The following is a 19,903-nucleotide window of genomic DNA, read 5'->3' on the forward strand; positions in this document are numbered from 1 at the left end:
AATTGGATACACACAAGGTTTCATTCTGACGATCGGTTGACCCAGCGCAAAAACCAAGTCAGAGGTTCTGCTAGGTGGAAACCCTGATATCTCTGTGGCGCCATGGCGGGCGTTTGGGGATCGGGGCCTGCGCGCCCGGCGGCCGCCAGCGCGTATCCTCGGGGCCGTCTATGAATCAACTGCAACTTTTTCTGCCCTGCGCCGCCGGCGTCGAGGGCTACCTGGCCGACGAGGTGCACCGCATCACCGGCCTGACCGGCCAGGACCTGCTCACCGGCCGGGGCGGCGTTCTGCTGCGGGCGTCCTGGCGCGATGCACTGCTGCTCAACCTGCACAGCCGGCTTTCGCAACGCGTGCTGGTGCAACTGGGCCACCGGCCCTACCGCTCCGAAAACGATCTGTACGCCGCCGCAAGCGAGGTGGCCTGGGAGATCTGGTTCACCCCGCGCCAGAGCTTCAAGATCGACGTCACGGCCCAGCACAGCCCGCTCACCAGCCTCAACTTCGCCGCGCTGCGCGTGAAGGATGCGGTGGCCGACCGCTTCCGCGCCAAGACCGGCGTGCGGCCCGACGTGGACACCCAGTGGCCCGACGTGCGCATCCACCTGCACCTGACCACCGAAGAGGCCACGGTGTACATCGACACCTCGGGTGAGCCGCTGTTCAAGCGCGGCTGGCGCGAGGACAAGGGCGATGCGCCGCTCAAGGAAACGCTGGCCGCCGCCATGATCGCGGCCACCGGCTGGGACCCGCAGGGCGACGTGCCGCTGTACGACCCGTGCTGTGGCAGCGGCACCGTGCTGATCGAGGCCGCGCAGATGGCCTGCAACATCCCGGCCGGCATGCAGCGGCGGTTCGCGTTTGAAAAACTGCTGCCGTTCCAGGCCCATGTGTGGTCTGCCATCAAAAACGAAGCGGAGCGCGCCATTCAACCGGCGTCGGTGGGCATCTATGGCTCGGACGTGTCGCACCGCATGGTGGACTTCGCGCAGCGCAATGCCGAGCGCGCCGGCGTGGCCGAGGCCATCGAGCTGCGTGGTGGCGACGCGCTGCAGCGCATGCCGCCCACCGAGCAGCCCGGCGTGATGCTGCTGAACCCGCCTTACGGCGAGCGCATCGCCGCCGCCGGAACGGCCGGGCGCAGTGCGTCCGAACGGGCCGGCCATGTGGAGCGCGCGGGCCGCGAAACGGCACAGACCGAGGACGGCGGCGAGTTCTTCAGCCAGCTCGCCACGCACTGGAAAAAGAACTTCTCCGGCTGGCAGGGCTGGATGCTTACGCCCGACCTCAAGCTGCCCGGCAAGATGCGCCTGAAAGAGTCGCGCCGCGTGCCGATGTGGAACGGCCCCATCGAATGCCGCCTGTTCCGCTTCGACATGGTGCGCGGCTCGGCGCGCGAGCGCCCGCCCCGGTCTGCCGAAAGCCCGCCCGATGCGGGTTGAGCTGCGCCTGCCGGCGCAGGCGGACGGCGGCGAGGTTGCGCGCGCGGTGGTGGTGGACACCAACATCGTGCTCGACCTGCTGGTGTTCGCCGACCCCGCCGTAGCGCCGCTGCGCGATCTGCTCGCCCAGGGGCGGCTGCAGTGGGTGGCCACGCAGGCCATGCGCGACGAGCTGGAGCGCGTGCTGGCCTACCCGCAGATCGTGCCGCGCCTGGCGTTCTACGGCCTGGATGCGGCCGCGGTGCTGGCGGCGTTCGACGCCCGCTCGCGCCAGGTGCCCGAGGCACCGCGCGTGGCGTCGGTGTGCAAAGACGCCGACGACCAGAAGTTCATCGACCTGGCGGTGGCGCACCGCGCCATCCTGCTGTCCAAGGACAAGGCCGTCATCTGCATGCGAAAGCGGCTGCTGGCGCAGCAGGCGCACGTGGCGACCGCGCTGGTGCTGGAGCCTGCGGAGTGCGCCGCCTGAACCGGGCCCTGGCCAGCCGCGCGCTCGGCCGGCCGATCTTTATCCTCACCCAGTTTCGCAAGTCCTTGCTACGCATCGCAGCGCTTGTCCGTGCGCCACGCACATTTCTATCGACGGCAGCGGAGCAGCGTTTCGGGATGGCATCATCCCGGCCCTGTCCCTGCGTTGGAACCATCAAGCCAATGCGGCCAGGAGATCGAGATTGAGCAAGTCGTTGTCGGTGGGATTGCTTGCATTGCTTCTAATCGCCTGTGCCGACAGGTCGCAGGCACCGGCGCCGACGTCCGTGCCACACGTGGCGAAACAAGCCCCAGTTGCGCCCGCAATCGCTTCCATTGCGGGCGCGCAACGCGGCGAGGGAAAGCCTTACGAAATCGCGAACAGCCAGGTCTGGAACGTGCCCGACCCGGTTGCGGGCCGCGACTACCAAGTGTTCGTCGCGCTGCCGCGTTCTTATGCCGACGACCCCGGCCGCCGCTATCCCGTGCTCTACGTCACCGACGCCGATTACTCCTTTCCTCTGCTCCAGCAGATCGCGCGGCGCTTGAACGGCGAAGGGCGGGCCATCGACGAGTTCGTGCTGGTCGGCCTTTCCTACGCGATCGGGGATGAGCCCATGCCCAGCCGACGGCGCGACTACACCCCGACGCCTGAAGCGGGAGCGGACACAGCGCCGAATGCAACGCATGGCAAGGCGGACGCATACATCGCCTACCTTCGCGACCAGGTGCTGCCGTTCGTGGCGCAACGTTATCGCACCGACGAACGCCGGCGCCTGTTCCTCGGCCACTCTTACGGCGGTCTGCTCGGTGCGCAGATCCTGCTGACCGCGCCCGAAATGTTCTCCGGCTACATCCTGGGCAGCCCGTCCTATTGGTATGGCGAGCACGCCATGCGGGTTCAGGAAAAAACCTTCGCCGCCACGCACAAGGACTTGCCTGCGCAGGTCTACATGTACGTCGGCGAATACGAGCAGCGGCGTTATGGACAAAACTACGACATGGTGTCGGATGCGCAGGAGATGACGCGAACGCTGCGCTCGCGGGGCTATCCGTCGCTGCAGCTGCGGTTGGATGTGCTCAACGACGAAGACCACCTGAGCGTGGCACCGCGCGGATTCACGCATGGGCTGAAGTTTCTGCTGAGCATCAAGAACCCCCGATGACACGACCTCCACGCGAGCGGCGGGAAGCGGTCCTTCAGAATTCTCGAAAGCGGTCGCTGTGACCCTCCGGCTGCCCTCGCTTGCCGCACGTTCATCGTGCCGTTCGCGGCCATCAAGTCTTTGGTGCCGGACTCCGATGCACGGTTTCTGGATCGCTGCGTCCATGCCTGAAGCACCAGAAGATTTCAAGTTCAGCGGCGCGTTTACACATCTGCAGTGTCGTTTCGCACTCACGCCTCGAACTGAAAGCCCTCCGCCGGCAGCAGTTCCCAGCGGCCTTCGCCCAGCAGCTTGAGCACGTGCGTGTGGTGCGCCAGCACCGCGGGCCGGTGGGCGATGCTGATGATCGATGCTCCGCTCGCGCGCAGCCGCTCGTACAGCGCGGCCTCGTTGGCGCCGTCCAGCGCGCTGGTGGCTTCGTCCAGGATCACGGTGCGCGGCTGGCGCACCAGCACGCGGGCGAAGGCCAGGCGCTGCTGCTCGCCGACGGACAACTGCTTTTCCCAGTCGCGCGTGGCGTCCAGCCCGCCCACGCGCTCGGCCAGTTCGGGCAGGTGCACGTCGTTCAGGATTTCAAGCAATTGCGCGTCGTCCAGCGTGGTGCTGCTGGCCGGATAGATCATCTGGCTGCGCAGCGTGCCGGGCTGCATGTACGGGCGTTGGGGCAGGAAGAAGACCTCGTCCATTGGCGGGTGGTGCACCACGCCATCGCCCGTGCGCCACAGGCCGGCGATGGCGCGCAACAGCGAACTCTTGCCGCAACCGCTCGCGCCGGTGATGAGCAGCGCGTCGCCCGGCTGCAGCTCCAGCGTCAGGTCTTTCACCAGCAGGCGGCCGAACTGCGGCGTGTACAGCGTGAGCGCATCGATCGCCAGGCGCTCGCCTTGCTGTGCCTTGATTTCGCGGGAGGTGTCCGGGCCAGGGGCTGACGGCGCCGATGCCGCCGGTGCTGCTGATGGCGATGCAGGCGATGCGGTGGATGCCACGGCTCCGGCCCGGCCTCGCTGGACCCGCTGGCGCCATTGTTCGCGCCGCTGCTGGCGGCGCAGCTTGCGCGCGGCGGACACGGCCTCGGGCTCGGCGGGTTCGTCACGCCGCGCGGGCGCGCCCAGCAGGGCCTGTGCCAGCGTGTCCAGCCGGCCGATGCCGGCCACGAACCGGCTCAGGCTCTCGAAGTTGTCCACGATCAGCGAGACGGCGGCCAGGACCGCCGCGAACGCCCCCGCGGCCTGGATGGCGCGGCCCACTTCCATGTCGCCCGACAGCACCGCGTCGGCCAGGATGATGGCGGGAATCACCACCGTGAGCTGGCTGAAGGCGCGCTGGAACAGGTTGAGCGAACGCTGGCGCTTGATGAGCCGCGCGTAGTTGTTGAAGACGGCCTGGAAGCTATGGTCCAGCTGCGCGCGTTCTTGCGATTCGCCGCGGTAGAACGCGATCGATTCGGCGTTCTCGCGCAGCCGCATCAGCCCGAACCGGAAGTCCGCCTCGCGCCGCAGTTGCCAGAAGTTCAGGCGGATCAGCGGCGCGCCGAACACGTACAGCGCCACCACCGTGCCCACCAGCGCATACACCGCCAGAAAGCCCACGAGCACCCTGGAGATGGACCACAGCACCGTGCTGAACGCCACCAGCTGCATGCCCGCGCCGACGAAGATCAGCAAGAAGTGCGTGGAGCGGCCGGTGAAGGTGTTGATGTCTTCGCTGATGCGCTGGTCGGGGTTGTCGATGCCGCCCTGCGTGTTCAGCTCGTAGTAGCGCCGTCCGCCCAGGTAGCCGTCCAGGAAGCGGTGCGTGAGCCAGCGCCGCCAGTGGTTGGAAAACGCATCGCGCATGTAGTAGTAGAAGGCGTACACCGGCACTGCGAAGGCGAGCACCATGAGGCAGGTGCGCACGGCGTCCCAGAAGCGGTCGCGGTCCTTGGCAGCCAGCGCCGAAGTCATTTCGCCGGTGCGGTCGATCAGCATCACGGCCAGTTGCGTCTCGCACAGCATCAGCAGCACGAGCAGGCCCAGCAGCGACCAGGCCGCGACCTTCTTGTCGCCCTGCCAATACGGCTTGGCCACGCTCATGAATTGCTTCCACGCGGCAATGGAAAAAGTGGGAGCGCGCCGGGAGGCCTGGTTGGCGGGGGCCGGGGTGGCTACCGTGGAAGGATCGGCAGCAGAAGCGGAGGAAGACATTCAGTGGACAAAAAGGAAAGGCGGGAGCGCTGGAGCGGAAGATAGTGCGCTTGAGCAGGCCGGCCTGTCGGACACGGCCCACGCCCGGCTAAGGAATCGCCCGCGACCCGCGAGGGCGGCGATCGGATAGGAGCAAAGGGCGGGCGCATTTGGGCACAAGAAACGGCACATCGACGGCACATGGGTGGCCCATCGGCGCCGCCGCAGGTATACAGTGCCGGCTGTTTTCTTTTCGGGCGTCCCCCGCATTCCCGCCATGTCCAATCTCATCGTGCACGGAGGCACACCGCTGCGTGGCCGCATCACGCCTTCCGCCAACAAGAACGCCGTGCTGCCGGTGCTGTGCGCCACGCTGCTCACCAAGGCGCCGCTGCGGCTGCACGGCGTGCCCGACATTACCGACGTGCGCAAGATTCTGGACATCTTCCGCACGCTGGGCAGCGATGTGCGCATGGACCACGCCAGCGGCACGCTGGACCTGCACCACCGCGACACCGCGTTCGACGCCGCGGCCCACCGCCTGCCCGAAGAGATGCGCTCGTCGATCATGCTCGTGCCGCCGCTGCTGGCGCGCTTCGGTGTGGCGCGGCTCGAAGACAACGTGAAGGGCTGCACGCTCGGCGTGCGCGAGATCGATCCGCACGTGGAGGTGTTCCGCAGCTTCGGCGGCATGGTGGAGCGCGCGCAGGGCTCGCTGCTCGTGCGCTGCGCCGGGCCGTTGAACGCCACGCACCACTGGCTGGACTACGCCTCGGTCACCACCACCGAGAACTTCGTGCTGTGCGCGGCCTCGGCCCGGGGCGTGTCCACGCTGAACAATGCAGCGTCGGAGCCGCATGTGCAGGAGTTCTGCCGCTTCATGGCCATGCTGGGGGTTCGGATCGACGGCATCGGCACCTCGCGCCTCACCGTGCACGGCGGCTCCGAGCTGGGCGGCGGCGAGTTCCGCTTCGACGAAGACTTCCACGAGATCACCACCTTTCTCGCCCTGGGCGCGATCACCGGCGGCGACGTGGTGGTGCGCAACAGCGCGCCTGAGAACTTTCCGCTGATCGACCGCACCTTCGCCAAGTTCGGCGTGCGCATCGAGCACGCCGACGGCTGGTCGCGCGCGCACCGCGACGGGCCGCTCACCGTGCAGACGCCCTTCACCAGCAACGTGCTGACGAAGGTGGAGGCCGCGCCCTGGCCCTACTTTCCGGTGGACCTGCTGCCCATCTTCATCGCCCTGGGCGTGCGGGCGCAGGGCAACGCCATGTTCTGGAACAAGGTGTACGACGGCGCGCTGGGCTGGACGGGGGAGCTGTCGAAGTTCGGCGCCCACGTGTTCTCGTCGGACCCGCACCGCATCGTGACCTTCGGCGGCAACGCGCTCACGCCCGCCGTGGTGGAGAGCCCCTACATCATCCGCGTTGCCATCGCGCTCTTCATGGTGGCGGCCAGCATCGACGGACGGTCCGAGATCCGCAACGCCACGCCCATCCGCCGTGCGCACCCGCGCTTCGTGGAAAACCTGCGCAGCCTGGGCGTGCAGGTGGAGTGGACCAGCGAGGAGTGAATAGGAAAAGCGCCGAGTGCGCCCTGCGCCTCGGCGCGGCGGCGGCTCAGGGCGCCAGCAGGTCGTAGGCGGCGCGCACGCGCTGCAGGTCGCGGCCCAGGCGCCGGCTTTGCGGCAGGTGGCGCAGCCAGGCCAGGCGGCGCACCGTGGTGGCCAGCACCGCCCGCGCCTCGGGGCCCCGCGCCGAGAGCCACGCAGCCCACAGCGTGCGGGCCGACTCCAGCGCGCCGGCCTGGCGCAGGTACAGCGCGGTGGACTGCACGTAGCACAGCGCGTCGCGCGCATGGCACACGGGCAGCGGCAGCGCGGTGGCCGGGTCGTCCTCGAAATCGACATAGCCCACCACGCCGTCGGGGCAGCGCACCAGGTTGCGTGCGAAGGCCTGGCTCAGGCAGGTGCCGCTGGCGTGCACCTGCGCGATGGCATCGAGCCCCTGGCGCCACAGGGCCAGCACGGCCTCGGGGCCTTCGGCCACGGCGTGGTCGATCTCGTTGCCCAGCGAATGGGTTTCTTCATCGGGGCGGCCTAGGTGACGCATCAAAAAGGCGTCTTGCTGCACCGCCAGCACTTCGGGCGCGCGAAGGCCGCGTGCGGCGAAGTCGCGCAGGCGCTCCACTTCGATGGCAATGGCGGCCGGCCCGCCCGGCGTGGGAACCGGGCGCAGCACTGCCAGGCCCAGCAGCCGTGCCAGCACGGCCATGGCACGGTAGCGCCCCGGGCCGTGGCTGGCGCCCGCGCGCTTGAGCCACCATTGCGCGCCAGGCAGGCGGTAGCTCTGCACATTGGGCCCCTGGGTGGCTGCGTGCTCGCGCAGGAACGCCGCTGGGTCGGTCAGGGTCGCGGCAGGGGGCGAAGGGTCGGCGTGGGGCAGCATGTCGATGGATAGGGCGATGGGCGATGGGCGGTCGGTGAGGCGGAGCCTGCAAGGGCGGCACGAAAGGCCTTGGAACGCTTGGAAAGGCCGTCAGGGCCGGGCGGATAAAATCGCCGCCTGCGGCCGGGCCGTGGCCTGGCGGGAACCCTGCCCAGCGCCATGCCTGCGCCAGCCCCGGTTCGCGGCCTTGCGCGGGCTGCGGCATCATAACGAAGCCTTTTTCTCTCCCCCGCCGCGCCCTTGGAGCCGCCCGCATGACCGATTCCTCCCCCGACACCGCCGCCGAATCCGCCGGCATCGATCCCGCCCTCGACAACGACATGCTCGACGAGCTGGACACCCTGCTCGACGACCTGCGTTCGCGCGCCGAAGAAATCCCCCAATGGGAGTTCTGCGACGGTTTCCTGACCGCCCTGGCGTGCACGCGCCGTGCCATTCCCGCGGCCGAGTACCTGCCCATGCTGCTGGACGACGGCGGCCCCATCGACGTGACCGAAGGCGCGGGCGCCCCGCTGCCGCTGCTGCCGGCCTTCAAGGACGAAGCCCAGCAGGCGCGTTTCATGGAGCTGTGGACGCTGCGGTTCGACGAAGTCAGCCGCCAGCTCGCCACCGAGGTGGAGTCGCTGGAAGACGACCGGGCCTTTCAGCCCGAGGTGATGGACATGCGTGGCGCCGTCGCCTGCCTGCCCGAGGAAGAGCGCGCCGAGATGGCGGGGCAGGACATTCCCTCGTTCGGCCAGGTGTGGGCGCTCGGCTTCATGTTCGCCGTGGAGAACTGGCCGGAAGAATGGGCTGCCCCGCGCGACAAGGACGCCGCGCAGTGGCTCGACGGCGCGCTGGAAAACATCGTGGTGCTGACCGAAGACGACACCGGCAAGCCCGAGCACAACCTCTACGCCGAAGACGGCCCCGCCAGCGTGAGCGAAAGCCGCCTGGAATCGTTCAGCGAAGCCGTCTGGGCCGTGTACGACCTGCGCCAGCTGTGGAAGAGCATCGGCCCGCGCGTGGAAGCCGTGCGCCGCGCCGACACGCCGGGCCGCAACGACCCGTGCAGCTGCGGCAGCGGCAAGAAGTACAAGAAGTGCTGCGGCGCTTGAGGGATGCCGGCCCGGACGCGCTGCGCTTGCGCTGACAGCGCCTGACCGGCCCCTTCTGCCTTTTTCCGCGTTTTCACCTTTCCACGTTTTCACCACGCGCGCTCCGGCGCGCGTTTCCGTTCATGACCCCTGCTTTCCTGGCCCGCCTGTGTGCCGAATGGGCGCCCAGCATTCCGCGCGAACTGCTCGCTGGTGCCGTGGCCACGTTCGCGCTGATTCCCGAGGTGATCGCGTTCGCGTTCGTGGCAGGGGTCGATCCGTCGGTGGGGCTGTTCGCCTCGTTCGTCATCAGCATCGTGATCGCCTTCGCGGGCGGGCGCCCGGCCATGGTGTCGGCCGCGGCGGGCTCGGTGGCGCTGGTGGCGGCGCCGCTGGTTCAATCGCACGGGCTGGGCTACCTGCTGGCCGCGGGCCTGCTGGCGGGCGCGGTGCAGGTGGCATTCGGGCTGCTGCGCATGGGCGTGCTGGTGCGCTTCGTCTCCAGCTCGGTGCGCACGGGCTTCGTCAACGCCCTGGCCGTGCTCATCTTCTCGGCGCAATTGCCGCACCTGCGCAGCGCCAGCGCGGCGACCTGGGCCATGCTGGCGCTGGGGCTGGCGATCATCTACGGGCTGCCGTGGCTGGGCCAGCGGCTGCGGGTGCGCGCACTCTCCGCCATTCCATCGCCGCTGATCTGCGTGGTGGCGCTCACGCTCGTCGCCTCCGGCATGGGGTTGCCCCTGCCCACCGTGGCCGACCTGGGCCGGCTGCCCGATGCGCTGCCGATGTTCGGCCTGCCCGAAGTGCCCGTGTCGCTGGACACGCTGCGCATCATCGCGCTGCCGGCGCTGGCGATCGCGATGGTGGGGCTGCTCGAATCCGTGCTCACCGCCGCGGTGGTGGACGAGATGACCGACACGCCCAGCGACAAGAACCGCGAATGCGCGGGCCTGGGCCTGGCCAACCTCGCGGCCAGCTGCTTCGGCGGCATCGCCGGCTGCGGAATGATCGGCCAGGCCGTGGGCAATGTGAAGTACGGCGGGCGCGGGCGCCTGTCCACGCTGTTTGCCGGCGTGTTTCTGCTCATCCTGATGGTGGCGCTGAAAGACTGGGTCTCGCGCGTGCCGGTGATCGCGCTGGTGGCCATCATGGTGATGGTGTCCGCCTCGACGTTCGACTGGAAATCGCTGGGCACCGTCGTGCGCCACCCCCGCATGTCCAGCGCCGTGATGCTGGCCACCGTGGCCGTCACGCTCGCCACGCACAACCTGGCTGCGGGCGTGGGGGTGGGGGTGGTGCTGAGCGGCGTCTTCTTCGCCTTCAAGGTGGCGCGCTTGCTCGACGTGCGGGCCGAAGACGATGCCGCCACCGGCCTGCGCACCTGGTACGTGTCGGGCCAGGTGTTCTTCGCCTCGGCCGATGCCTTCATCGACGCGTTCGACATCCTCGCGGCCGAAGGCCGGCCGGTGCGCATCGATGTCTCCCGCGCGCATTTCTGGGACGTGACCGCCGTGGCCGCGCTGGAAAAGGTGGTGCAGCGGCTGCGCCACCACGGCGCGGTGGTGGAGGTGGTGGGGCTGAATGAAGCCAGTGCGGTGCTGGTGGACCGGCTGGGGCCGAGCACGGAAAACTAGCGGTCTCTAAGAAACGCTGATACGACGCATTAACTATTTAGTAATTAACTTGTTTTAAAATCAACTCTCTAACAATGGGAGAGTGAATGGTTAATCGTTATAGCTTTGGTATCCATGAGCAGCTGGAACCACAAGAGCTCTTCTTTTTAGTGTTTGTCGATACAGCAGCAAAACACTTTGGTGTCGAAGACATCGCAGCATTGGGCGCAGTGGTTGCCGGTTATCCGCTACTCCCCACTCGAACAAAATTCAATGGGGCTACCCGAGGGACGTCGATTGCTTCTGTCGTTGCAAGAAAGGCGCTGCCATTCAAATTGAAGTACCAGATATTGCCGACGGTTACTTTGAAGAGTATGGCCAGCCTGAAAATATTATTTGTCAGGAACATCGGCGCATTTGTAGGGCGAACTATTCCTGTCATCGGGGTTTTTATGCTGGCGTATGACGCCTATCGCATTTCCACCGAATCAGTACGTGCCTATAACGCGCTGGTTAAGGAAGAAGACAGGATGTTCTGATGGCTAACCATTCAATGACGGAAGTAGAGGCGTTCGCCCGAAAAGAATCGGGTGTTCTGCCGCACCGAAATCTCCATGGAGCGACCACGATCGAGGATGACCTGGGCATCACAGGGGACGACGCCACCGAGTTCATGGAGAAGTTCTTCGACGTCTTTGGCGTGGATGCCAGCGGCTTCGATTTCGGGCGGTATTTCCACGACGAAGGGTTCAATCCCTTTCTCGTGCTCCTGATGCCCTTCCGCCGCTATCGGGACCGGCAAAAGAAGATTCCCATCACGCTGGCCATGCTGGCGAAGGCCGTTGAGTGCCGGCGATGGGATGCCGCCAGCATCGAGTCAGGCGGTACGAAGGCCTGACCCGAGCAGATCGGCCAGCCGCGCCAGCGCATGCCTCACCGTGGCGCTGCGCACGGCGGCCCGGTCGCCATCGAAGCGCATTACTTCGCTGCGCACCACGCCCTCCACCGACCAGCCGAACCACACCGTCCCCACGGGCTTGTCCACGCTGCCGCCTCCCGGCCCGGCCACGCCGGTCACCGCTACGCTCACCTGCGCCGGCGAGCGCGCCACGGCGCCTTCGGCCATCGCGCGGGCCACGGGCTCGCTCACGGCGCCGTGCGCTTCGATGAGCGCGGCGGGCACACCCAGCAGGTCGCTCTTGGCCGCGTTGGAGTAGGTGACGAAGCCGCGCTCGAACCAGCGGCTCGATCCGGTGAGGTCGGTGCAGGCGCCGGCGATCAGCCCGCCGGTGCAGCTTTCGGCGGTGGCCAGCATCCAGCCGCGTGCGACCAGTGTTTGGGCGATATGAGTCAAATCGGCCTCCAGCGCAATAACCACTAGGGAGGATTGCTCTGTTTTTGATAGCGATCCGTTGAATGCCATGTCGGGCGTCACCACAGGTGCCTCCAGAGCGCGATTACCACCAGCGTGCAAAAGGCGGCCACCAGGTCGTCGAAAACGATGCCCCAGCCGCCGCGCCAGCCGAAGCCCTTGAACAGGCTGTCGGCCCAGGCCACGGGGCCGGGCTTGGCGGCGTCGAAGAAGCGGAACAGCGCGAACGCCGCGCACTGGCCCCAAAAACCCATGGGCATGGCCAGCCACAGCACGATCCAGAAGGCGATGACTTCATCCCACACGATGCTGCCCGGGTCGGCCACGCCCAGGTGCCGGGCGGTGGTGGTGCAGGCCCACCAGCCGACGAGCGTGCCCGCCAGGATCAGCACCCCGAAATGCACAGGCGCGAGCCACTGCTGCAGCACCAGGTAAGCGAGCCACGCCCATAGCGTGCCCACGGTGCCGGGCGCCTTGGGCGACAGGCCCGCGCCGAAGCCGAGGGCGATCCAGTGCGCGGGGTGCGACCGCATGAACGCGGCCGTGGCGCGGCGCGGTGCGCTGACGGGCGGGGCCGCGCCGAAGGGGGCGGCGTTCATTGGTGCTCCCGCAGTTCGATCTCTTTCGGATAGCGCACGGTGTGCGTGGCCGTGAAGCGTGCCGTGGCGCCTGCGGCCAGCGGCTGCTGCCAGGCGATGGTGCCGGGCGTGCGGTTCCACGCGGTTTCCTGCGGCGCGGGCGTGTAGCGCGATTCGACCTCGATCTTTTCATTGCGCGAGACCGGGGCCACGTCCAGCACCTGCAGCGTGACGGGCTGGGCGTGGCGGTTTTCCAGGCGGTAGGCGCGGGTGGTGCGGCGCTCCGTGCGGCCGCCCGTGAAGCCGGCGCTGCCGGTATTTTCCTGCTCGGGCTCGGCCTGCACGATGACCTGGTCATCCTGCCCGACCCAAAGGGTGGCCTTGCCGCCGGCCGTGGAGGCCTGTGCGAAGTCCAGCGTGTCGTTGCCCACGAAGGCGCCGTCGCGGTACAGGCCCACGGGCCCGGCCGGCCAGGCGCCGGGTGGCGGCGCGATCTCGGCCACGAGGTAGGCCGTTTCCTGGCGCAGCGGCACGGCACGGGTGAGCAGGGTGGCCGATGCGTTGTGCGTGCCCAGCGCCAGCGTGGTGCGCTGGCCGTTCGAGGGCACGGTGATGCGCTGCGGTACCGCGAATTGCATGGCGTAGTTGCCGGAGAACGCGGTCACGTCGAAGCTCGGTGCATCAGCGGCTTCAGCCGCTTCGGCGATGGGGGCCGGCGCAGGCAGTGCTGCGGGGGCGGGCATGCGGGCCATGGCCATGGCCCTTTGCGGCTCCGGCTGGGGCGGCGGGGCCACGTCCACCGTCCAGCTGCCGGGCGCAGGGCCGCGCGTGGCGCGCGTTGCGGCTTGCGTGGAGAGGGTCAGGCGCACATCGGTCCAGTCCTCGCCGCTGTTTTGCGCGACGAGCGCCAGCCGCTCCAGCACCACGGCGCCGGTCTCGCTGTTCAGCACGGCGCGGTAGGTGGGCTGCCAGCCGGGGCCGCGCACCTGGTAGGACAGGCGCAGTTCGCCCTCGCGCTCGGCCGCCAGGTTGACGGCGACGGACACGGCGCGCGCGCGCGGGCCGCCCGCATTGCGGTTGCGCTCGGCCACCAGGGGCTTGAGGGCGAGTTCCAGCGCCTCCTGCCGGCGCTTGAGCGCGTGCGAACGGGTGAGGGCGTCGAGCGAGGTCTTGCGCAAAGCGTCGGCCGTCGCCCCGATCTGCGCGGGGTTCACGGCCGCCGCTGCGGTACCGGCCGGCGCGCGGCGCTCGGCCGGCGGGGCATCGGCCGCGCTGCCGGCGTTGCCGGCCACGCCCTGCAGGTAGCGGTTCACCAGTTGCAGCGAGGACGTTTCGGCGCGCACGGCGGCCAATTGGTCTTCCAGCTCCTGGATGCGTCCGTCCAGCGGGCTGGCGCAGCCGGCAGCCACGTCGCGGTCTTCGGTGGTGATCTTGAATTCGCCCACGCGCACGCCGGTGCCTGCGGCGATCTGCAGGCTGGCGGTGTCGATGGAGGCGGGCAGGCAGCGGAACACGGCGCTGCGCGCGCCGGCTGCCACGCGCGCGGTGCGCTCCACGGTGGCGCTGCCGGGGGAGACGGTGACCTGGGTGATGCGCGAGGCCACGCCGTCTTGCGCCAGGGCGTTGCCGGTGGCGAGCAGGGCCAGGGCGCCGGGCAATGTGGCCAGCAGTGCGGCCAGCGCGGGCCGCAACGGGGGCAGGGAATGGATCAAGGGCGGCTCCTCGGTGGGCTGGCGGGTGAATCTGGAGGCGGCGGCAAGGTACCGCGCCCGGCGATTATTCACCCGTGCCCACTGCGGCCCGCAGGAACCCGCGCTGAGGGCGCTTTGGCGATCAGTCCATGAACGCGGCAACGGCCGCGGCGGCCGGGTTGACGCCGGTTGGCCGCATGCGGCCCAGCGTTTCGCTGCCCACCAGGCCTTCGATCGCCACGAGGATGAGCATGCGGTCGTTCACGCTGCCCAGGCCCAGGATGAAGTCGGCGTCCACGTTGGAAGTCAGCTGGGGTGCGGGGCGGATCATCTCGGCGGTCAGCTCGACCACGTCGGAGACCGAATCCACCACCGCGCCCACGGTGTGCTGGCCGACGTTGAGCACGATCACCACGGTGGAATGGTTGTACTCGGCGCTGTCGCAATGCAGCCTCAGGCGCAGATCCACGATGGGAATGATGATGCCGCGCAGATCGATCACGCCCTTGATGAAGTCCGGCGCGCCCGCCAACCGCGTCGGCGGCTCATAAGAGCGGATCTCCTGCACCTGGAGGATGTCAATGCCGTACTCCTCGCCACCCAGGCGGAAGGAGAGAAATTCGCCGCCTTCGCTGATGGTGGCCGCGGTGGAGTGGGGTTGAGGAGCCATGGTGTCGCTCTTGCAAAAGGGTCAGGGGGGAGAGGGCCCGGAGTTGCCGCGAGGGCGGCCACGCCGGGGAAGGGTCAGAAAGGGGTGCGATGGGTCAGAAGTTCTGCCAGTCGTCTTCGTTGCTGCTGCCGACCAGGGCCTTCGACGGCTGGCTCCGGCTGGGCGCTGGCATCTGACTGGGGGCTAAAATGCAACATTTCGTAAAAATGATAAATTTGAAACCATTGGATGGGTATCTAAAAATGCGTTCGTTATTCACTTTCCGATGGGTGGAAATGGAAATGGGCAGGATGCTGCGCTCTGGTGGTGAGTTATTTGATAAATATGATTGCCGTTTGAACCCGAGGGCCACGAGCGCTTCCCCAATGAAAAGCAGCCTGCCGGTCCAGGAATAGGCTTCCTGAACCGGCAGGCTGCAATGGTGGCTACAGCGGATTGGCGCTGAGCCGAAAAAACATCAGCCGCCGCGCTGCATCACGCTTGCGGGGCCACGTAGGCGATGAGCCGGCCCATGCGGCGGATCCATTCCGAGGTGACGATGAACTGCGGCTTGTCCCGCTTCACGTAGGGCGCGACCTCGGGTGGCGCGTCGGCCGGGTAGGGCGACGTGTCGTAGGCATCGCCCACATGCTTGCTGCGGTACGCCGTACCGGTATAGGCGGCTGCGGGGCCGTCGCCCTGGTAGGGGTTGACGATCTCGGGGACCGGCGAGGTCCAGTAACCTTTGCTGCCCAACTCGTCCACCAGCGTGCGGGCCTCGGCGTCGGGCACGTTCGGCGTGGGCATCGCGGCGCCCGTGAAAAGGTCCGGGAAGTCCACCTCGCGGATCGAAAAATAGCGCGGCAGCGAGCGCCCCGCCGTGCCCGATTTGAGCGGCGAGCGCGCCGCCATGTCGGCCACGGCCGCATCGGTCATCGAGGAGAGCTTCTGGTAGGTGGACTCCAGCCCTGCGATGTCGATGGCGCGGCCCGCCGAGTAGTGGCTCACCGTGTTGGCCCAGTCCTTGTCGGCGTAGTAGCCGCCGTTGTGGATGTTGGAGCCGTAGCGGTGCACGTACAGCGGCGCGTTCGTGCCCAGTTCGACGAACGTGGGATGCGTGCGCCCGCCGCCCAGCAGCGCGTTGCCGGCGATGGCGGCGGCGGGCAGGGGGCAGGTCTTGAGCCACGCGATGGCCTCGGGAATGCGCGCCAGGTAGCGGCGGTCGCCCGTGAGCTGAAAGTAGTTGAACAGCTGGCGGATATTGGTCTGCGTGGTGTGTGTGGCCAGCGAGCGGGGCTCGTAACTGCGTGCGCCTGCCGGCGCGCCCGCAGGGCGCCCGTCCTTGGGGCGCGAAAGGTGCTGCAGGCTCCATCCCGCCTGCGGGCCGGTCTGCTGCATGAGGCGCATGCACTCCATGGCGCGGGCGATGGGGCCCAGCAGGCGCGTTTCGCCCAGCGCCATCACGCACATCGTGAGGAACTTGATGTTCTCGCCCATCACGTCGTCGTTGAAGGTCACGTGCAGGGTGTAGTCGCCGTCTTCCATGCCGGAGTGCGCCCCTGCGGGCACCTGCTCGGGATGGGGCGACGGCATGCTGGAGACCGAGCCGGGGAAGTGGGGAAACCGCTGCGGCCAGCCGCCATTCGCCACGCCGTACTCGGGGCCGAACTGAGCGTTGAGCACGAAGTCGATGGCCTTTTGCAAGGGCGCGAGAAAGCGCACGTCGCGCTTCTCGACATACATGCGCAGGAGCAGTTGCGAAGCCACCGCCGTGCCCGCATCGTCGAACGTGGCGTTGCCGTAGTAGTGCTGGAACTCTTCGAGCCGCCAGCCGTTCTTGCCGATGGTGTCGTACCACTTTTTGAGCGATTCCTCGCCCGCGAAGTCGTGGATGTAGTTCCATCCGCCCGAGGCGTGCTGCGCCGCGATGATGGCCAGCGTGGTGCGCTCGGCAGCCTGGTAGAAGCGGTCGTCGCCGGTGGCGTGGTAGGCGTCCAGGTACACGTGGCCGACCGAGGGCGTGCCGGGCGGCTGGATCCAGCACATGGTGCGATAGGCCTCCATCTCGCCGAAGGTCTGCTTCAGGTCGGGCGAATACGACCACACATAGCCGCCGCGGTAGGACACCACTTCGTCCATGTAGTCGGCGGCGCGGCGCAGCGCGGTGGCCGCTTCGCCCTGCGGGCCGGAAGCGCCCCCCGAGCCGCCCCCGCAAGCGGTGAGCCATAGCGGTGCCAGCGCGGTCAGCGCGAAATCTCTGCGTTTCATGAATGTCTCCTCTGTCTCCGGTGCAAGGAATGCACGCGCCGTCGGCGCGGCGGTTGCAGCCTGGGGTGTCCCGGCTGTCTTGGTGTGCAGATCGTCTTGAATGACGTCGTACAACTTGCGGCGATTGTGGAAAGGAGTGCGAAAAGGGGCGATCCGCGTTTACCCCAAGGGCGGGAGGTTTTGGATGCCGTCAGCGACTGGTAAGGCGCTTCGAGTTAGTGTTTACTTAGGCGCAAACGATTGCGCATACGGCAACAGCACGCAACGGCATGAAGTTGTAAAACGGCTTTTGGTGGCATTTCGTCACAAAGTCATCCGACATCAAACGACTTTGACGCACCAGTCTGTCTCGGAAGTGATTGCGCAGGCTTGGTTCAGCGGAAGTGGTCGTACGACAAGTGGCTGGCAGGAACGGCCTCACCCATGGCGTCCACCAGACGCAGGCCCTGCTCGGCTTCGATGGTGCCGATGCGCGTGACAGGCGTGGCCGTGGCCCGGCCCGCCGCCTCCACCGCGCCGCGCTGGCCGGGCGGGGCGGTGAACAGCAATTCGTAGTCGTCGCCGCCAGACAATGTGCAGCGCAGCAGGGTTTCGGTATCGAAAATGGGCTTTGCCGCCGTATCCACTGCCTGTAATGCTATTAATTTGATAGCAATCGATGTGTCGATACGCGCACCCACGCCGGACGCTGCGAGGATGTGTTCCAGGTCGCCTGCCAGCCCATCGCTCACGTCGATGGCGCTGTGCGCCACCCCGCGCAAGGCCTGGCCCAGCGCGACGCGCGGCGTGGGCCGCTCCAACCGCTCGCGCGCCTGCGCCAGCAGCGGTGCCGCCAGTGCGCGCTCGCCGCGCAGCGCCTCCAATGCCAGCCGCGCATCGCCCAAGGTGCCGCTCACCCACAGGTCATCGCCTGCCCGGGCGCCGCTGCGCAGCAGGGCTTGGCCTGCAGGCACCTCGCCGAACACGGTGATGCAGAGGTTGAGCGGCCCGCCCGTGGTGTCGCCGCCCACGAGTTCGCACCCGTGTGCATCGGCCAGCGCCAGCAACCCGCGCGAAAAGCGCTCCAGCCAGGCGCTGTCGGCTCGGGGCAGCGACAGGGCGAGCGTGAACGCCAGGGGTCGCGCGCCGCAGGCCGCCAGATCGCTCAGATTGACCGCCAAGGCCTTGTGGCCCAGCGCCTCGGGATCGACATCGGCAAAGAAATGGCGGCCCTCCACCAGCATGTCGCTGGACACGGCCAGATGCATGCCAGGCGCGGGCGCCAGCAGTGCGCAGTCATCGCCGACGCCCAGTGCGGCGCGGTGCACGGGGCGCTGAAAGAAGCGCCGGATCAGATCGAATTCACCCATGGCGGGAGCATACGACCCCGGAAATACCGTGATCGATCTAGCGCAAAGTCAGTGGTTTCAGAAGTGCTTTTTTACAACCGCTAGGAATATTGACTTGCGCTTAAATGAATGCGGGAAATATAATAGGCACTGTTGCAGTCACGGCGCCTGACTCGTGCAGTCACCGCAACACCGGCAGGAAGGATTCCAACCCATCCCACACCGGCCGCCTTTCGCGACCTTTGTCGCCCCGCTTGGTCTGTTGAGCTGCAGCCAACCGAGTCTTTAGATGCTCACGCAGGCCTTTCAAGCCCGCGATCCTGAATGAACTAGATTTCCATCACCGCTATCCCCATGGGCAAGTACGTCGTCTCGCCCTCGACACATCCGACCGACTGTGGCGGCTTTCGCGCCTCCTTCTCGGTCCATCGTTCCCAGGGTAACGGCAGCTACTGCCGCGTATTCCGTTTCGACAAAGCCTTCGCATCGCGCGAAGCCGCCCGGCTCTTCGCCATCACCCAGGGCTGGCTGCAAACCTGCATGCCGCATCCTCCCGCGTGCTGATGGTCTGCTGCCGCAGATTGCATCCACCTGTGCCCCGTGCCGCGGACTTGTCGTCTGCGCATCCTGTCTTCCAACGCGCCGTCCGTTGCGCACCTTCCTTCAGAAAGGCTCTTCCATGAGCACCAAAATCTACGTGGGCAACCTGCCTTATTCCGTGACCGATGCCATCTTGCAAAGCAACTTCGCCGAATTCGGCGGCGTCTCTTCGGCCAAGGTCATGATGGACCGTGAAACCGGTCGTTCCAAGGGCTTCGGCTTCGTGGAAATGGCATCGGCCGAAGTCGCCCAGGCCGCCATTACCGCCCTGCACGGCATGTCCGTCGATGGCCGCTCCATCGTCGTGAACCTGGCCCGTCCTCGCGAAGAGGGTGGTGGTTCGGGTGGCTACAGTCCCGCCGGCTACACGGCCAACAAGCGCTCGGATGTGGGCTACGGCACCGGCGGCTACGGCGGCGGCCGCTACTGAGCGACCGAGCCCCATCGGCTCCATGAAAAACCGGCTCTTCGGAGCCGGTTTTTTTTCGTCCTGCAACCCTGTGGCTGCGCGTCAGGGCTAGCGTTCGCGCTCTCCGAGGGCTTGCCGGTAAACGGACAGGTCGTCTTCTGAAAAGCAGCAGAAGGTCACCGCTTCGATGCCGCGCACCTGTGCCAGCGTTGCGCGGACCGTGTCGATGGCCACGTGAGCCGCCGGTTCGATCGGATAGCCATAGATGCCGGTGCTGATGCAGGGGAACGCCACCGTCCTGGCGCCCAGTTCGCTCGCCAGCAGCAGTGACTTGCGGTAGCAGGAGGCGAGCAGGTCCGCTTCGCCGTTCGCTCCTCCGCGCCACACGGGGCCGACGGTGTGGATGACGTGCGAAGCGGGCAGCCGATAGCCTTTGGTGGCCTTGGCGTCGCCTACCTTGCATCCGCCCAGCAGACGGCATTCATGAAGCAATTCGGGTCCGGCAGCGCGGTGGATCGCCCCGTCCACGCCGCCACCCCCGAGCAGCGATGAATTCGCCGCGTTCACGATGGCATCCACCGCCAGTTGGGTGATGTCGGCGCGAAGGGCATGAAGGGCGTGGAGCATG

Annotated in this window: 19 protein-coding genes; 10 read left to right on the forward strand and 9 right to left on the reverse strand. The window is 67.3% G+C overall.

Going from position 1 to position 19,903, the window contains the following annotated elements; genetic code table 11:
• The first annotated feature begins 170 nt into the window (after nt 1–170).
• From BLT03_RS18185 to BLT03_RS18195, 3 genes are all read left to right on the forward strand, one after another.
• The gene (locus tag BLT03_RS18185; protein WP_092745180.1) at nt 171–1,442 is read left to right on the forward strand and encodes a THUMP domain-containing class I SAM-dependent RNA methyltransferase; all 1,272 of its coding nucleotides are present in this window, start codon (nt 171–173) and stop codon (nt 1,440–1,442) included.
• Complete coding sequence (locus BLT03_RS18190) at nt 1,432–1,911, forward strand: putative toxin-antitoxin system toxin component, PIN family (protein WP_092745181.1); 480 nt, start codon at nt 1,432–1,434, stop codon at nt 1,909–1,911. Before BLT03_RS18185 ends, BLT03_RS18190 begins: the two co-directional genes overlap by 11 nt.
• Before the next feature lie 202 nt (nt 1,912–2,113).
• Entirely contained in the window at nt 2,114–3,076 is a 963-nt protein-coding gene (locus tag BLT03_RS18195; protein WP_092745182.1) for an alpha/beta hydrolase, read from the forward strand.
• Nucleotides 3,077–3,306: 230 nt separating this feature from the next.
• On the opposite strand, the gene BLT03_RS18200 is transcribed toward BLT03_RS18195, so the two are convergent.
• A complete protein-coding gene (locus tag BLT03_RS18200) occupies nt 3,307–5,259 on the reverse strand; it encodes an ABC transporter ATP-binding protein/permease (RefSeq protein WP_092745183.1) in 1,953 nt (650 codons plus the stop codon).
• Nucleotides 5,260–5,515: 256 nt separating this feature from the next.
• Between BLT03_RS18200 and BLT03_RS18205 the strand changes: the two genes are divergently transcribed.
• Complete coding sequence (locus BLT03_RS18205; protein WP_092745184.1) at nt 5,516–6,817, forward strand: UDP-N-acetylglucosamine 1-carboxyvinyltransferase; 1,302 nt, start codon at nt 5,516–5,518, stop codon at nt 6,815–6,817.
• Nucleotides 6,818–6,863: 46 nt separating this feature from the next.
• Here the strand turns inward: BLT03_RS18205 and BLT03_RS18210 are convergent, their stop codons facing one another.
• On the reverse strand, nt 6,864–7,691 hold the full coding sequence (locus BLT03_RS18210) for a BUD32 family EKC/KEOPS complex subunit (protein ID WP_092745185.1): 828 nt from the start codon (nt 7,689–7,691) through the stop codon (nt 6,864–6,866).
• Nucleotides 7,692–7,945: 254 nt separating this feature from the next.
• On the opposite strand from BLT03_RS18210, the gene BLT03_RS18215 reads away from it, so the two are divergent.
• The 4 genes from BLT03_RS18215 (at nt 7,946) to BLT03_RS18230 (ending at nt 11,278) form a co-directional block, all read left to right on the forward strand.
• Nucleotides 7,946–8,788, forward strand: a complete 843-nt coding sequence (locus tag BLT03_RS18215; protein ID WP_092745186.1) for a YecA/YgfB family protein — start codon at nt 7,946–7,948, stop codon at nt 8,786–8,788.
• Between the two features lie 122 nt (nt 8,789–8,910).
• Nucleotides 8,911–10,401 carry a SulP family inorganic anion transporter gene (locus BLT03_RS18220; protein ID WP_092745187.1) on the forward strand — a complete coding sequence of 497 codons (1,491 nt, stop codon included), beginning with the start codon at nt 8,911–8,913 and terminating at the stop codon, nt 10,399–10,401.
• Nucleotides 10,402–10,487: 86 nt separating this feature from the next.
• Nucleotides 10,488–10,919, forward strand: a complete 432-nt coding sequence (locus BLT03_RS18225) for an STM2901 family protein (protein ID WP_092745188.1) — start codon at nt 10,488–10,490, stop codon at nt 10,917–10,919.
• The gene (locus BLT03_RS18230) at nt 10,919–11,278 is read left to right on the forward strand and encodes a DUF1493 family protein (RefSeq protein WP_092745189.1); all 360 of its coding nucleotides are present in this window, start codon (nt 10,919–10,921) and stop codon (nt 11,276–11,278) included. The genes BLT03_RS18225 and BLT03_RS18230 overlap by 1 nt, the downstream gene beginning before the upstream one ends.
• Here the strand turns inward: BLT03_RS18230 and BLT03_RS18235 are convergent.
• The 6 genes from BLT03_RS18235 to thiL form a co-directional block, all read right to left on the reverse strand.
• Nucleotides 11,258–11,695 carry a CinA family protein gene (locus BLT03_RS18235; RefSeq protein ID WP_245711451.1) on the reverse strand — a complete coding sequence of 146 codons (438 nt, stop codon included), beginning with the start codon at nt 11,693–11,695 and terminating at the stop codon, nt 11,258–11,260. The two genes, BLT03_RS18230 and BLT03_RS18235, sit on opposite strands and share 21 nt — an antisense overlap.
• Before the next feature lie 116 nt (nt 11,696–11,811).
• Nucleotides 11,812–12,351 carry a phosphatidylglycerophosphatase A family protein gene (locus tag BLT03_RS18240; protein WP_092745190.1) on the reverse strand — a complete coding sequence of 180 codons (540 nt, stop codon included), beginning with the start codon at nt 12,349–12,351 and terminating at the stop codon, nt 11,812–11,814.
• On the reverse strand, nt 12,348–14,039 hold the full coding sequence (locus BLT03_RS18245) for a DUF4139 domain-containing protein (RefSeq protein WP_245711452.1): 1,692 nt from the start codon (nt 14,037–14,039) through the stop codon (nt 12,348–12,350). Before BLT03_RS18245 ends, BLT03_RS18240 begins: the two co-directional genes overlap by 4 nt.
• A 124-nt stretch (nt 14,040–14,163) precedes the next feature.
• Nucleotides 14,164–14,691, reverse strand: coding sequence for a chemotaxis protein CheW (locus tag BLT03_RS18250; RefSeq protein ID WP_092745191.1), 528 nt, complete (start codon nt 14,689–14,691; stop codon nt 14,164–14,166).
• Between the two features lie 474 nt (nt 14,692–15,165).
• Entirely contained in the window at nt 15,166–16,938 is a 1,773-nt protein-coding gene (locus BLT03_RS18255) for a pectate lyase (protein WP_092745192.1), read from the reverse strand.
• Nucleotides 16,939–17,312: 374 nt separating this feature from the next.
• Nucleotides 17,313–18,287: a thiamine-phosphate kinase gene (thiL, locus tag BLT03_RS18260; RefSeq protein WP_092745193.1), complete on the reverse strand. Its 975-nt coding sequence runs from the start codon at nt 18,285–18,287 to the stop codon at nt 17,313–17,315.
• A 333-nt stretch (nt 18,288–18,620) separates the two neighbouring features.
• Between thiL and BLT03_RS18265 the strand changes: the two genes are divergently transcribed.
• Together BLT03_RS18265 and rbp are read left to right on the forward strand one after the other, a co-directional pair.
• A complete protein-coding gene (locus BLT03_RS18265) occupies nt 18,621–18,830 on the forward strand; it encodes a hypothetical protein (protein ID WP_092745194.1) in 210 nt (69 codons plus the stop codon).
• 115 nt (nt 18,831–18,945) lie between these two features.
• Nucleotides 18,946–19,296, forward strand: coding sequence for an RNA-binding regulator (rbp, locus tag BLT03_RS18270; protein WP_092745195.1), 351 nt, complete (start codon nt 18,946–18,948; stop codon nt 19,294–19,296).
• 87 nt (nt 19,297–19,383) lie between these two features.
• Here rbp and BLT03_RS18275 read toward each other — a convergent pair whose 3' ends face one another.
• On the reverse strand, nt 19,384–19,902 hold the full coding sequence (locus tag BLT03_RS18275; RefSeq protein ID WP_092745196.1) for an O-acetyl-ADP-ribose deacetylase: 519 nt from the start codon (nt 19,900–19,902) through the stop codon (nt 19,384–19,386).
• Nucleotide 19,903 lies beyond the last annotated feature (1 nt).

Origin of the sequence: Paracidovorax valerianellae (assembly GCF_900102625.1) — a bacterium.
Taxonomy (GTDB): Bacteria; Pseudomonadota; Gammaproteobacteria; order Burkholderiales; family Burkholderiaceae_C; genus Paracidovorax; species Paracidovorax valerianellae.

Bases quoted from the DNA above. Each gene is read 5' to 3' on its own strand.
- BLT03_RS18185 (WP_092745180.1), top strand. From the start codon at position 171: ATGAATCAACTGCAACTTTTTCTGCCCTGCGCCGCCGGCGTCGAGGGC.
- BLT03_RS18190 (WP_092745181.1), top strand. From the start codon at position 1,432: ATGCGGGTTGAGCTGCGCCTGCCGGCGCAGGCGGACGGCGGCGAGGTT.
- BLT03_RS18200 (WP_092745183.1), bottom strand. From the start codon at position 5,259: ATGTCTTCCTCCGCTTCTGCTGCCGATCCTTCCACGGTAGCCACCCCG.
- BLT03_RS18205 (WP_092745184.1), top strand. From the start codon at position 5,516: ATGTCCAATCTCATCGTGCACGGAGGCACACCGCTGCGTGGCCGCATC.
- BLT03_RS18210 (WP_092745185.1), bottom strand. From the start codon at position 7,691: ATGCTGCCCCACGCCGACCCTTCGCCCCCTGCCGCGACCCTGACCGAC.
- BLT03_RS18215 (WP_092745186.1), top strand. From the start codon at position 7,946: ATGACCGATTCCTCCCCCGACACCGCCGCCGAATCCGCCGGCATCGAT.
- BLT03_RS18220 (WP_092745187.1), top strand. From the start codon at position 8,911: ATGACCCCTGCTTTCCTGGCCCGCCTGTGTGCCGAATGGGCGCCCAGC.
- BLT03_RS18225 (WP_092745188.1), top strand. From the start codon at position 10,488: ATGGTTAATCGTTATAGCTTTGGTATCCATGAGCAGCTGGAACCACAA.
- BLT03_RS18230 (WP_092745189.1), top strand. From the start codon at position 10,919: ATGGCTAACCATTCAATGACGGAAGTAGAGGCGTTCGCCCGAAAAGAA.
- BLT03_RS18235 (WP_245711451.1), bottom strand. From the start codon at position 11,695: ATGCTGGCCACCGCCGAAAGCTGCACCGGCGGGCTGATCGCCGGCGCC.
- BLT03_RS18240 (WP_092745190.1), bottom strand. From the start codon at position 12,351: ATGAACGCCGCCCCCTTCGGCGCGGCCCCGCCCGTCAGCGCACCGCGC.
- BLT03_RS18250 (WP_092745191.1), bottom strand. From the start codon at position 14,691: ATGGCTCCTCAACCCCACTCCACCGCGGCCACCATCAGCGAAGGCGGC.
- BLT03_RS18255 (WP_092745192.1), bottom strand. From the start codon at position 16,938: ATGAAACGCAGAGATTTCGCGCTGACCGCGCTGGCACCGCTATGGCTC.
- thiL (WP_092745193.1), bottom strand. From the start codon at position 18,287: ATGGGTGAATTCGATCTGATCCGGCGCTTCTTTCAGCGCCCCGTGCAC.
- BLT03_RS18265 (WP_092745194.1), top strand. From the start codon at position 18,621: ATGGGCAAGTACGTCGTCTCGCCCTCGACACATCCGACCGACTGTGGC.
- rbp (WP_092745195.1), top strand. From the start codon at position 18,946: ATGAGCACCAAAATCTACGTGGGCAACCTGCCTTATTCCGTGACCGAT.
- BLT03_RS18275 (WP_092745196.1), bottom strand. From the start codon at position 19,902: ATGCTCCACGCCCTTCATGCCCTTCGCGCCGACATCACCCAACTGGCG.